Annotated in this window: 13 protein-coding genes and 2 tRNA genes; 9 read left to right on the top strand and 6 right to left on the bottom strand. The window is 64.7% G+C overall.

The genetic code is table 11. The features are described 5' to 3' along the window. Window positions 1-99: 99 nt before the first annotated feature. Together RY1_RS05500 and RY1_RS05495 are read right to left on the bottom strand one after the other, a co-directional pair. A complete protein-coding gene (locus tag RY1_RS05500) occupies window positions 100-495 on the bottom strand; it encodes a globin (RefSeq protein ID WP_072802520.1) in 396 nt (131 codons plus the stop codon). A 54-nt stretch (window positions 496-549) separates the two neighbouring features. Continuing rightward, complete coding sequence (locus RY1_RS05495; RefSeq protein ID WP_371829453.1) at window positions 550-1,482, bottom strand: mechanosensitive ion channel family protein; 933 nt, start codon at window positions 1,480-1,482, stop codon at window positions 550-552. A gap of 235 nt (window positions 1,483-1,717) precedes the next feature. On the opposite strand from RY1_RS05495, the gene RY1_RS05490 reads away from it, so the two are divergent. The 3 genes from RY1_RS05490 to RY1_RS05480 are packed head-to-tail and all read left to right on the top strand — an operon-like array spanning window position 1,718 to window position 3,144. Next, on the top strand, window positions 1,718-2,380 hold the full coding sequence (locus RY1_RS05490) for an HNH endonuclease (RefSeq protein WP_174565332.1): 663 nt from the start codon (window positions 1,718-1,720) through the stop codon (window positions 2,378-2,380). 52 nt (window positions 2,381-2,432) lie between these two features. After that, window positions 2,433-2,681, top strand: a complete 249-nt coding sequence (gene ctaJ, locus RY1_RS05485; protein WP_072802517.1) for an aa3-type cytochrome oxidase subunit CtaJ — start codon at window positions 2,433-2,435, stop codon at window positions 2,679-2,681. Further along, window positions 2,668-3,144, top strand: a complete 477-nt coding sequence (locus RY1_RS05480) for a DUF5130 family protein (protein ID WP_072802516.1) — start codon at window positions 2,668-2,670, stop codon at window positions 3,142-3,144. Before ctaJ ends, RY1_RS05480 begins: the two co-directional genes overlap by 14 nt. Window positions 3,145-3,205: 61 nt before the next feature. On the opposite strand, the gene pepN is transcribed toward RY1_RS05480, so the two are convergent. Beyond that, window positions 3,206-5,779 carry an aminopeptidase N gene (gene pepN, locus RY1_RS05475; protein WP_139279730.1) on the bottom strand — a complete coding sequence of 858 codons (2,574 nt, stop codon included), beginning with the start codon at window positions 5,777-5,779 and terminating at the stop codon, window positions 3,206-3,208. A gap of 154 nt (window positions 5,780-5,933) precedes the next feature. On the opposite strand from pepN, the gene RY1_RS05470 reads away from it, so the two are divergent. Beyond that, entirely contained in the window at window positions 5,934-6,551 is a 618-nt protein-coding gene (locus tag RY1_RS05470) for a mycothiol-dependent nitroreductase Rv2466c family protein (RefSeq protein ID WP_072802514.1), read from the top strand. 30 nt (window positions 6,552-6,581) lie between these two features. Here the strand turns inward: RY1_RS05470 and RY1_RS05465 are convergent, their stop codons facing one another. Beyond that, on the bottom strand, window positions 6,582-7,259 hold the full coding sequence (locus RY1_RS05465) for a DUF429 domain-containing protein (RefSeq protein ID WP_245819497.1): 678 nt from the start codon (window positions 7,257-7,259) through the stop codon (window positions 6,582-6,584). Between the two features lie 16 nt (window positions 7,260-7,275). Here RY1_RS05465 and RY1_RS05460 point away from each other — a divergent pair, with 16 nt between their 5' ends. Together RY1_RS05460 and RY1_RS05455 are read left to right on the top strand one after the other, a co-directional pair. Beyond that, entirely contained in the window at window positions 7,276-7,755 is a 480-nt protein-coding gene (locus tag RY1_RS05460; protein WP_032379225.1) for a ribose-5-phosphate isomerase, read from the top strand. Between the two features lie 2 nt (window positions 7,756-7,757). Next, window positions 7,758-8,555, top strand: a complete 798-nt coding sequence (locus RY1_RS05455) for an Fpg/Nei family DNA glycosylase (protein ID WP_072802512.1) — start codon at window positions 7,758-7,760, stop codon at window positions 8,553-8,555. A gap of 17 nt (window positions 8,556-8,572) precedes the next feature. On the opposite strand, the gene RY1_RS05450 is transcribed toward RY1_RS05455, so the two are convergent. Beyond that, on the bottom strand, window positions 8,573-9,379 hold the full coding sequence (locus RY1_RS05450) for a hypothetical protein (RefSeq protein ID WP_072802690.1): 807 nt from the start codon (window positions 9,377-9,379) through the stop codon (window positions 8,573-8,575). A 148-nt stretch (window positions 9,380-9,527) separates the two neighbouring features. Between RY1_RS05450 and RY1_RS05445 the strand changes: the two genes are divergently transcribed. Beyond that, entirely contained in the window at window positions 9,528-10,280 is a 753-nt protein-coding gene (locus RY1_RS05445; protein WP_072802511.1) for a maleylpyruvate isomerase family mycothiol-dependent enzyme, read from the top strand. 84 nt (window positions 10,281-10,364) lie between these two features. Here RY1_RS05445 and RY1_RS05440 read toward each other — a convergent pair. After that, window positions 10,365-10,435, bottom strand: a tRNA-Gly gene (locus RY1_RS05440). A 212-nt stretch (window positions 10,436-10,647) separates the two neighbouring features. On the opposite strand from RY1_RS05440, the gene RY1_RS05435 reads away from it, so the two are divergent. Together RY1_RS05435 and tig are read left to right on the top strand one after the other, a co-directional pair. Next, window positions 10,648-10,721: transfer RNA gene (locus tag RY1_RS05435), tRNA-Pro, on the top strand. 114 nt (window positions 10,722-10,835) lie between these two features. Next, window positions 10,836-12,212, top strand: a complete 1,377-nt coding sequence (tig, locus tag RY1_RS05430; protein WP_072802510.1) for a trigger factor — start codon at window positions 10,836-10,838, stop codon at window positions 12,210-12,212. Window positions 12,213-12,278 lie beyond the last annotated feature (66 nt).

The following is a 12,278-nucleotide window of genomic DNA, read 5'->3' as shown; positions in this document are numbered from 1 at the left end:
CGACGCAGGGACCACGATGACCCGAACCCCCTACGGGCCGGATGTTCGGGTTCGGTGCGCGAAACGGTCTCGGTGCCGGAATCTCGGATGCAACGCCTGTCAGATGGCCGAGTTGACCATGGAGTCCGCGGCCATCTGCATGTAGTCGACCAGCTGAGCGCGACGCTCGTCGTCCAGCACGGCAGGCTCGATCGACGCAATGGCGATGTGCATGCACCGAAGCCACGCGTCGCGTTCGATCGGTCCGATTCGGAACGGGGAGTGCCGCATTCTCAAGCGCGGGTGGCCGCGTTCGTCGGAGTACGTACGCGGCCCTCCCCAGTACTGCTCGAGAAACATTCGCATACGACGTTCGGCGGGGGCGAGGTCTTCCTCCGGATACAGCGGCCGGACGATCTCGTCCTTCGCAACTTCCTCGTAGAAGGTGGCGGTCAGCTTGTGAAAGGTGTCCGCACCGCCGACCGCGTCGTAGAACGTCTGCTGCGGTTCGGTCATTGCCTGCTTCTCTCGTCTTCGATGTGATGAACCTGCCGTCCTGTACCAGTATCGCTACTTGGCGGGATCGGGAAGCACTCCACCCCGTCGCCCTTCCGGGTAAGGAGCCCTGATACCTGCGTCGTCGAACGCTTGCAGGATTTCGCGGTGCAGGCGCCGCTGGACCGCCCACTGGCGACCGGGACGAGTTTTGACGGTGATGCGAATGGTCACGGTGTCCGCGCTCACCGCGTTGACGCCGAGCATGTCCGGCGCACCCATCAGATCGTCTTCGAAGTCGCCCGACGCGACTACGTCGAGAGTTGCCTTCTCGGCGACCTCGCATGCCTCGTCGAGATTGGCGGTGTGCGCGACGGGAAGGTCGAGAACAGCCACAGCGAATCCCTGGCTCATGTTGCCGACGCGGAGAACCTCGCCGTTTCGGCAGTACCAGACCGTGCCGTTGACGTCGCGGACCGTGGTGACGCGCAGGCCGACGCTTTCCACGGTACCGATGGCTTCACCCAAATCGACGACGTCACCGACCCCGTATTGGTCCTCGAGAAGCATGAAGATGCCCGAGAGGAAGTCGCGGACGAGATTCTGTGCGCCGAAGCCGAGGGCGACACCGACGATGCCCGCCGATGCGATGAACGGTGTGACGTTGACACCCACTACGTCCAGTACGGACAGCACGAACCACGCGAGGATGACCACCGACACGCCGGACTTGAGAACGGACCCGATGGTCTTGGCTCGTTGTCTGCGCCGCTCGGAAAGAATGCTGCCCTGCAGCGTGGTCGGCGCTCGCTCACGCAACGGCCGCAGTAGTAGCGGCGGCTTGGCGGAATCGCTGGCGTTGCGCTGGGTGAATCTGTTGATCAGTTTGTGCAGGACAAGTCGGAGAACGATGGCCAGCAGAAGGTAACCCAGAATCTGCAATGGCCTGTCCACCAGCCAGTCTCGGCTGGTGTCGGTCAATTCGAATGCTCGCGAGTCGAGTGCCAATGCGGTGATGTCGGGACGTGGATTCGGATCGATTACAGACACTCGCAGAGTCTACGGACACCGTCGAATCTCGCCACCGTCCCAGCGCACGCCCTCGGCGTTGGCTCGAAGTTCACCGATCCGCAACGGTCATTGAACATAAAAGAGGTGTGCGCGCAGGTCCGATTCGTGTTCCACTGTCTCTCGTGTTCCACGCAAGCCATGCGCGGGCGCCGACTCTCCTGGGAGAACACCCATGAAGAACAAGCACCACCGACAACTCCCGCCCACTGATGCCCACGCGACCGCAGACCAGCGGCGACGGGCATCAGGGGCGAATGCTTTACACGTAGTCCCTCCCGACGGCCCCACTGGCGCCGTCGTCGACGACAGCGTGCCCGCGTGGGTCAAGCGGCGGGTATTGCTGCTCAACGCGACGTTCGAACCTCTCACGGCCCTTCCGATGCGCCGAGCCGTCGTGCTCCTGGTGTGCAACAAGGCGGACGTCATCCACGACGATCCCGAGGGCCCGTACATCCGCTCGGCCGATTTCTCGGTACAGGTTCCGTCCGTCATTCGCCTGCGGACGTTCGTGCGGGTTCCCTATCGCGCCCGTGTTCCGATGACGCGTGCGGCTCTGATGCATCGAGACCGATTCCGCTGCGCCTACTGCGGATCGAAGGCCGAGACCGTCGACCATGTCATCCCACGGAGCCGCGGGGGAGAGCATTCATGGGAGAACTGCGTCGCATGCTGTGCACCCTGCAACCATCGCAAAGCCGACAAATTGCTCACCGAGCTGGGGTGGACCATGCGCGCACAGTTGGTGCCTCCCAAGGGCCCGCACTGGCGCCTGCTCGCCAGCACCAAGGAACTCGACCCGTCGTGGCTTGCTTATCTGGGTGAGGGCGCGGCCTGAGTCGTCGACCCGACGTCGCTCCGCAGGCGAAAGTCGACTAACGTCACACCCTGTGAGCATTCTCGAGACCTCGCTGATATTCGGGGTGATTCCGATCGCGATCGTCGGAATCATCGGCGCGCTGTCCTACGTTGCCGACAGGCAGCCGGGATTGGACATCACGCCCTACCGGTTGACCGACAAGTGGACACGTGGCCCTGTGCTGTGGAGCGCGACGGACGAGGTGACACCGCACGGTGGCCACGGCTCGCACGGCTCCACGGTCGATTCGATCGGAGGTTCGGCAAGTGGCAAGTGGTGAATTGGTTCATACCCACGTCGACGAAGACGACCTGCCCTACGGGTCTGCGCTCACCTCGAGCGGACGCGTCTCGGCAAGCCACGAGTTCGGCACGCCAAATCCGGCGCACCTTCCGTTCGCGACCCAGGACCTCGTCGCGCTCGACGACGCTCTCGCCGAGGCAACACGCGCCACGCAGATCCGCTTCAACGTCTACGTCGGCGACCTCGGCGCGGACGTAGCAGCCGGGGCCGACGCAGTGTTTCCTGGAACGCCCGACGCAGTCCGCTCGGTGCTCATCGCCGTCGATCCGAACAACAAGGCGATCGAGATCCGCACCGGCCGTCGCGTGTCCGACCGTGCAACCAACCGTGTCGCCCAGTTGGGTGTCACCGCAGCCGTCGGTCCGTTTCGCGACGGCAACCTGATCGACGGACTGGTCAGCTCGGTACGCGTCATGGCTGCGGCGATCGTCAGCCCGTAGTCCTGAAACCCGTGCGCGGGCAGTTGCGTTGGAACGTAACTGTCCGCGCACGGGCTTGGTGTCAGCTGGCGTCGAACTCGCGGGCCGCGAGCGATCTGACGATCCCCGCCCGACCCTCGATCACCAGACGGCGCAACGCAGGCGGCAGATCCTTCCCGAGGAACCGATCCGCGGCGGCGACCGATTCGGCACCGATCGACCATGACGGGTACAGCCCGACCACCACGGTCTGCGCGACCTCGCTCGACCTGCGCGCCCACACGCCCTCGATGGCCTCGAAGTAGCGGTTCACGTACGGCTCCAGTAGCTCGGCCTGCCCTGGCCCGGCGAAACCGCCGATGATCGAACGCGCCGTGATGTTGGGAACGGAGTCGTCGTCGACGACCGTCGCCCATGCCTGTTCCTTGACCGCGGCATCCGGACGCGCCGCGCGCGCTGCTGCGGCCGACCGAGCGCCTGCTGCCGTGTTGTCCTTGGCCGCCTCGGCATCGATGACCGGTGATGCCGTGCCGTCGCTGTCGATCGCGCCCGCGGCTGCCAGCGCGGACACCAACCGCCACCGCAGGTCGGTGTCGATCTCGAGCCCGTCCAGGTCCTGGCCGGACACGTCGCCTGCGAGCAACGCCTGCAGGACCTCGACGTGGCGGCCGGTGAGCACGGAACCGGCGAGCGAGTTGACGAACGCGAGCTGATGATCGGAACCGGCGTCCGCGGCGCGAGCGAGCCGCAGGACGGTGTCGGCGAATTCCGGCTGACCGTGCTCGCCGGCCCAGCCGGGCTCGGCGTAGCTGCTGATCGCGGTCTGAGCCTGCAACAGCAAGCGCTGTACGACGCCGACCTCGGTCTCGGCAGCGATGCCGCGCTGGACGAGCGCGACGAAATCGCGTGCCTTCATCTCGGCCTGCCGCGTCATCTCCCACGCCGCGGACCATGCGAGAGTGCGAGGGAGCGATTCACCGATATCCCCGATCCGAGCGACCAACGTCTCGAGAGACTCCGGGTCGAGGCGGACCGAGCAATAGGTCAGATCGTCGTCGTTGACGAGGACGAGCTTGCCGCGTGAAACGCCCACCAGCTCGGCAACATCGGTGCTCTCGGCCGCGTCGAGGTCGAGTTCGACGCGCGTGGTGCGGACGAGCTTGCCATCCTCGTCGTCGTAGATTCCGATGGCGATCCGGTGGACGCGTCGTTCACCGGCGCCGGGCTCGGCGCCGCTCTGCAGGACGGCGAACCGGGTGAAATTGCCGGCGGCGTCGACGTCGAAATCCGGGCTGAGCGTGTTCAGGCCGGTGGTCCGCAGCCATTGGTTGCCCCAATCGGACAGATCGCGTCCCGAGGACTTCTCCAGTGCGGCAAGCAGATCCGAGAACGTCGCGTTTCCGAAAGCGTGGTCGACGAAGTAGCTGCGCAAGCCCGCCAGGAAGTCGTCCTTGCCGACGTAGGCCACCAGCTGCTTCAGGACGGATGCGCCCTTGGCGTAGGTGATGCCGTCGAAGTTGACCTCGACTGCTGCGAGATCGGGTATATCGGCGGCGATGGGGTGCGTCGAGGGCAGCTGGTCCTGACGGTAGGCCCACGACTTCTCGACATTCGCGAACGTGGTCCACGCGTTGGTGTATTCGGTTGCCTCGGACTGACAGAGCACCGACGCGAACGTGGCGAACGACTCGTTGAGCCACAGGTCGTCCCACCACGTCATCGTGACGAGGTCACCGAACCACATGTGCGCCATCTCGTGCAGGACCGTCTCGGCGCGCCGCTCGTAGGAGGCGCGAGTGACCTTGCTGCGGAAGACGTAGTCCTCGAGGAAGGTGACCGCTCCGGCGTTCTCCATCGCGCCCGCGTTGAACTCCGGGACGAACAGCTGGTCGTACTTCCCGAAGGCGTAGGGAGTGCCGAAATTGGCGTGGTAGAAGCCGAATCCCTGCTTCGTCTCGGTGAACAGGCGTTCGGCGTCCATGTGCTCCGCGAGCGATGCACGGCAGTAGATGCCGAGTGGGATCGTGCCGTGATCGTCGCTGTAGCTGTCGGTCCACTCGGCGTAGGGGCCTGCGATGAGGGCGACGAGGTAGGTGCTCATGAGCGGGGTGGTCTCGAAGACGTGCTCACCTGCCGAGGGCTCGGCTGCGTGCGCGGAGTTGGAGATGACCGTCCAGCTCTCGGGCGCGGTGACCGACAGATCGAACGTCGCCTTCAGATCGGGCTGGTCGAAGCACGCGAACATCCGCTTGGCGTCGGCGGTTTCGAACTGTGAGTACAGGTACACCGACTCGTCGGTGGGATCGACGAACCGGTGCAGTCCTTCACCTGTGTGCGAGTAGGCACAGTCGGCGACGACGACGAGGCTGTTGGTCTCGGCGAGATTGCTCAACACGATTCCGGTCTCTTCGTCGTAGTCGTCGACGGCAAGTTCGGTTCCGTTGAGTGTGGCGGACCTGATTCCCTCGGCGACGATGTCGACGAACGAGGACGAACCAGCGGTCGCCGTGAACGCGATGGTCGTCGTCGACAGGAACGTCTTCTCGCTCGGGTTGCCCGAGCCGTCGGTGAGATCGAGGACTATCGAATAGGTGGGATTGCCGAGCACGGTAGACCGCGTCGCGGCTTGGTCGCGGGTCAGGTTGGGAGCAACCACAGACGTAAACACCTTCTCGGGTAGGAACGATTGATCGCACCATCCCATCACGAGTGCGGTCGTGCATGCTGGACGAGGGAGGCCGAGGAATGCGCAGGCGCCTTTCGAGGTTGCCTACTCGGACGACACCGAACCCGTAGCGAAGGAGTGACACGTGAGCGAGAGCGCACAGAAGGACACAGCAGATTTCTGGTTCGATCCACTGTGCCCGTGGTGCTGGATCACCTCCCGGTGGATTCTCGAGGTCGAGAAGGTCCGCGACATCGACGTCAATTTCCACGTGATGTCCCTCGCGGTTCTCAACGAGGGTCGTGACCTGCCCGAGCAGTACCAGGAAATGATGAAGAAGGCGTGGGGGCCGGTTCGTGTCGCCATCGCCGCGGCCAAGTCCGAGGGCGATCAGATTCTGTCGCCGCTCTACACCGCGCTCGGTACCCGCATCCACAACGGTGGTAACAAGGACTTCACCGAGGTCATCGAGCAGTCTTTGGCCGAGGTTGGTCTGCCGGCAGAGCTCGCGAAGGCCGCCGACAGCACCGAGTTCGACGAGGCCCTGCGTACCAGCCACCACGCAGGCATGGACAAGGTCGGTCCCGACGTCGGGACCCCGACGATCCATGTCAACGGCGTTGCATTCTTCGGCCCTGTCATCTCACGCATCCCGCGCGGGGAAGAGGCGGGCAAGCTGTGGGACGCGTCGGTGATCTTCGCGTCGTACCCGCACTTCTTCGAGCTCAAGCGCACCCGCAACGAGGATCCCCAGTTCGACTGAGCATGTTCGCCGACCGAATGGCCGCCTGACTCAGGCGACTATTCGGTCGGTTGCGGTGAGCGTGCCGAAGGCGCGGTGCTCGCCTCTGCTGTATCGCCACGTCGACCACGCAGCCGCGGCGGCATCGAGTGCGTCGTCGACGACGGGTCCAGCCGGCAGTCCCGCCAGGCCCTCGAAGAGATTGTGTGGATCGATCCACATTCCGAGCGCTGCGAGCCGCTGCCCGACACCCCGTGCCGATTTCTTCGACGCGAACGCTGTCTCCGGCGACATCATCCGGAACGAACATTCCGGATGCACCTCGACGACGCGATCGACGTCGAACTCCGCCTCACGCCACGCCCTCACCGCGGGGAGCAGATGCCACGTCTGCTTGCTGATGGCCTTGCCCGTGATCGATCGAGAAATCCTGCAGGCGTCCGCGTAGGTATCGGCATCGAGAACCGCACTCACCGGGGTGTGGAAGATCGACGACCGGGCCGAACCCAGGAACGATTTCGCCTCCGATTCGCTTGTCCGATAGCCGGATCCGGGCATGGACAGCGGCATGTCCACGCCGACCGCGACGGTATCTGCCGTTGCTGTCAGTACCGACTCGACGTCTGCGGCAACCGACCATGCGACGCGTTCGCCGTCGAAGATCGCGACCACCCACCGGCCTTTCGCACCGTCGACACCGGCGACCATGTTTTCAGCGCGCGCATCCACCTGTCAGACTCTAGGCATGCGCGTATACCTGGGTGCAGACCATGCCGGTCTCGAGTTCAAGAATCAGATCATCGAACACCTCACCGCCACCGGGCACGAGCCCGTGGACTGCGGTGCATTCGACTACGACCCTGTCGACGACTACCCCGCCTTCTGCATCGACGCTGCACGCCGTGTCGTCGCTGATCCAGGTAGCCGCGGCCTGGTTCTCGGTGGATCCGGCAACGGAGAACAGATCGCCGCGAACAAGGTGCCCGGCGCGCGGTGCGCCCTCGCGTGGAGCGTCGAGACCGCGAAATTGGCCCGCGAGCACAACGATGCGCAGCTGATCGGTATCGGCGGCCGTATGCACACACTTCCCGAGGCTCTCGCGATCGTCGACGCGTTCCTGGGCACACCGTTCTCGGGTGAAGAGCGGCACCAGCGCCGCATCGACATCCTCTCCGAGTACGAGCGAAGCGGCGAAGCACCCGAGGTGCCTGGAAAGCCCGCGTAACTGTGCCGGAGGGGCACACTCTGCACCGACTCGCTCGGTTGCATCAACGACGGTTCGGCGGGGCACCGGTCGAGGTGAGCAGCCCACAGGGGCGGTTCACTTCCGGTGCCGCGCTGATCGACGGCCTGGTGCTGACACGGGCCGAGGCGTGGGGGAAGCATCTTCTTCACCGGTACGAGTCCGACCTGATCGTGCACATCCATCTGGGTTTGTACGGCAAATTCACCGAACATGCTGTGCCGCTCGACGATCCGGTCGGGGCCGTCCGGCTCCGGATGGTGGGGGAGCAGTACGGAACGGACCTTCGGGGCCCGACTGCCTGCGAGATCTACACAGAGCAGCAGGTGGACGACCTCCTCGGGCGGCTCGGGCCCGACCCTCTCCGCCGAGACGCCGACCCCGAACGTGCATGGACTCGAATCGTCAAGTCCCGCACACCGATCGGTACGCTGCTGATGGATCAGAAGGTCCTGGCAGGTGTCGGCAACGTCTACCGAGCCGAGATATTGTTCCGGCACGAGATCAATCCCATGCGACCGGGTAAGGACCTCGATCATTCCGAGTGGGATGCCCTCTGGCTCGATCTCGTCGAACTCATGAAGATCGGTGTGCGACGGGGCAAGATCATCACCATTCGTCCCGAGGACGACCACGGCGAAGCCGGCTACGGACCGAAACGCCCCCGCACCTACGTCTATCGCAGGGCGGGGCGTCCTTGCCGCGTGTGCGGGACAGAGATCGCGCACTCGGTCATGCAGGCACGAAACCTCTTCTGGTGTCCGGTCTGTCAGGCGACCTAGTAGGCCGTGCCCCCGACCTAGAAGTCCATGCCTCCCATATCGCCTCCGCCGATGTCTCCGCCGCCCCAGTCGTTACTGCCCCAGTCGTCACCGCCGCCTCCATCACCCGAGTCACCGCCGCCGTCGGAACCGTCGGCCCCGTAACCATCGCCTTCTGAACCGCCGCCTTCTGAGCCATCGCCCGTGCCTTGCTCGAAGCCCTGCTGGTCGTACGGAACGCCTGCCATTCCCGAGAACATGGCCGAGAACAGAAACATCGAGCCGACGCCCCAGGCCCCGGCGACGAGCGCGGGTCGCCACCACGGCTCGGAGTACCAGCCGGCCGGCACCGAGCGACCGGCGACGCGTCCGCCCGGGTAGTAGTTGGGGGTGCGGTCCGACGGATTCGGTGACGCCTCCACCTGGCGGCCCTCGAAGTCGACCTTGCGATCCTCGGTGACGTGTCCTGCGGACTTCTGGCCGTCGATGCCTTGGATCTCGGGGCCTGGATCCATTCCCATCGCGAGTCGTGCCGCGCGAATGTAGTAGAGGCCTTCGAGTGCGGTCTGTTTGGCGAGCCGGGCCTGTTCGGGTGTCTTCGCCTGGTCGATCTGCGATCCTGCCGCGATATTGCGTTCCGACGCGTCCGCCAGCGCCTGCCTGGACGCGGTGTCGGTCCCGGTGAGGTTGTAGATCTGCCCGGCGAGCCGTTCGATGGACTGCCGCGCGTCGGCTTTCGCGTCGTCGAGGGTGTTCGCCGTCCTGGCGGCGGAGTTCTTCTGGCTGCGCACCACCAGATACACGACGGCGGCCACGACGATGACGACGAGTAGGAGAGCTTCCACGTCGGGTGCCCCTTCCGAGTCGACCCCTTGCGGGGGTGCTTTCAGGGGGTCCACGACACCGCCTACCCCCACGGACAAAACGGACACTTTCACGATACGCGGTCGATCGTCCCGCGAATGTGGCCCGGTGCGGGCAGGATCGGCCACTATGACCGCAGATCAGCAATTGGAACTACTGGCAGCCGAGTGTGGCCGTATGGGATCTCTCACGCTGGACGACGCGAGTACTCCGGTGCCCTCGATGCCCGACTGGACCGTGGAGAAATTGGTCAGGCACGTCACGTTCGTCCATCGCATGGCACGTGCTGCGCTCGATTCGCCCGCGGACGACGGAATGGCGAAAGTCATTGCTGCAGTGGAACGCCCGGAGCGAGGACCGCGGGTTCTCGATGACTACCGGGAGGCAGCCGAAGCCGTGCTCGATGCGTACCGCCGCGTAGAGATGAACCGTGCGGTGGCGACGTGGGCCGGGGTCGGGACCGCGGACTACTGGGTTCGCCGGCAACTTCACGAGGTGACCGTGCACCGCTTCGACGCACAGGACGCGGTCCATGCACGCGGCGGACCCGAGCCGGACCCCGCTGACCCCGGTGGCGCCGCTGATGGAATCGCCGAGTGGGCAGAGGCGTTCCTGACGCGGGTCCCGATCGATCGTGTGCCCGATCTGGCCGGACGCACCGTCCACCTGCACACCGACGACGGAACCGGGATGGAATTGTTCCTGGATTTCACCGGAGACACCGTCGTCGTCTCGCACGAACATCGCAAAGGCGACGTCGCGCTGCGCGGATCCGCGCAGGATCTGCTGCTCACGGTGTGGCGCAGGAGACCGCTGGAGACCCTCGACATAGTCGGCGACCAGGCTGTCGGCCTGGCTCTGTACGACGGGATACGTATCTGACCGAGCCCCACTGCCACGAAGGGGTGGGCGGCTTCGGCGACGAAAAAGCCCGGCCCCGCAGTGCGGGACCGGGCTGATCTTCTGAGCCGATGACGAGAATCGAACTCGCGTAGCCTGTTTGGAAGACAGGGGCTCTACCATTGAGCTACATCGGCATGCGAGCGACTCCACGGGATCGCCGTGTTCGTCGCTTGCGTTTCGAAACTCTACATAACCTCGCTTCGAGATTACAAACCGCCTGGATGTAGAGTCTGCGGAGACGGAAACGGTGGCCCTGTGTGGGGTGCCGGTGGTGTCTGCTGTTCAATGGTGCCTGTACGTTGAACGGGTGCCTGTAGCGTGATCACGGGTACGGAATGGTGTACGACGGGGTGTGGCGCAGCTTGGTAGCGCATCCGCTTTGGGAGCGGAGGGTCGCAGGTTCAATTCCTGTCACCCCGACAAGAAGAGCTGGACCCGAATCGGGTCCAGCGGTATGGCATCGACCGGCTCGCTGCGAGTAACGGTGAGCTACGAGAAGACAGCAAGGCAAGACCACCAGAAGGAGCATGTCCCGTGAAGAGCACCGTCGAGCAGCTCAGCCCGACGCGAGTCCGTATCAACGTTGAGGTGCCCTTCGAGGAGCTCAAGCCTGATTTCGACCGCGCCTACAAGGCACTCGCGCAGCAGATCCGCCTCCCCGGGTTCCGTCCGGGTAAGGCACCGGCCAAGCTTCTCGAAGCTCGTGTCGGCCGCGGCGCCGTGCTCGAGCAAGTCGTCAACGACGCACTTCCGGCTCGCTACTCCGAGGCTGTGACCACCGAGCAGATCAAGGTCATCGGCCAGCCGGACATCGAGGTCACCAAGATCGAGGACGGCGACGAGCTCACGTTCACCGCCGAGGTCGACATACGCCCCGAGATCGCACTTCCCGACTACTCGACCATCAGCGTCACGGTCGACCCGTTGGAGATCACCGACGAGGCCGTCGACGAGCAGCTGCAGTCGCTGCGTCAGCGGTTCGGCACCCTCACCGGCGCCGACCGTCCGGTGCAGACAGGTGACTTCGTCTCCATCGACCTGTCCGCCACGGTCGACGGCGAGACCGTCGAAGAGGCGTCGGCCACCGGCCTCTCGCACGAGGTCGGATCGGGTCAGCTCATCGAGGGACTCGACGACGCGATCGTCGGAGTCTCCGTCGACGAGTCGAAGGACTTCACCTCGACACTGGTTGCAGGTGAGCACGCAGGCAAGGAAGCTGTCGTCACCGTCAAGGTCGTCTCGGTCAAGGAGCGCGAGCTTCCCGAGGCCGACGACGAGTTCGCGCAGCTCGCCAGCGAGTTCGACACCATCGACGAGCTGCTCGCCGATCTGAAGACACGCGTCGAGCGAGTCAAGAAGGTCGAGCAGGCAGGCCAGATTCGCGACAAGGTCCTCGAAACGCTTCTCGAGACCCTCGACATCCCGGCCCCCGAGGCCGTCGTCAAGGCGGAGGTCGACTCTCAGGTCCACGAGGCCATCCACGGTCTCGATCACGACGAAGCCAAGCTCGCCGAGCTGCTCGAGTCGCAGGGTTCGAGCCGCGAAGAGTTCGACAAGGACGTCAAGGAAGGCGCCGAGAAGTCGGTGCGTACCCAGCTGCTCCTCGACGCCATCGCCGAGGCCGAGGGAACCCAGGTCGGCCAGGACGAACTGACCGAGCGGATCATCTTCCAGGCGCAGCGCTACGGCATCTCGCCGGAGGAGTTCATCCAGCAGGTTCAGCAGGCCAACCAGCTCGGTGCCGTCTTCGCCGACGTGCGTCGTGGCAAGGCCCTCGCCTCCGTAGTCGACCGCGTCAAGGTCACCGACACCGCAGGCGCGGACATCGACACTTCCGAGCTTTTCGGTAGCCCCGCAGAAGCAGAAGAGCCTGCAGCAGGCGATTCTGCCGAGGGTGAACAAGAGAAGTAACGCTGACAGCGAACGACGGCGGTTCCGGGACTCCGGGGCCGCCGTCTTTCGTTAGTGTCTGTATCA

The organism is Rhodococcus yunnanensis NBRC 103083 (assembly GCF_001895005.1).
In the GTDB taxonomy this organism is placed as follows: Bacteria; Actinomycetota; Actinomycetes; order Mycobacteriales; family Mycobacteriaceae; genus Rhodococcoides; species Rhodococcoides yunnanense.
Note: the sequence above shows the minus strand (reverse complement) of the source record. Positions and strands in the feature narration are given on the sequence as shown.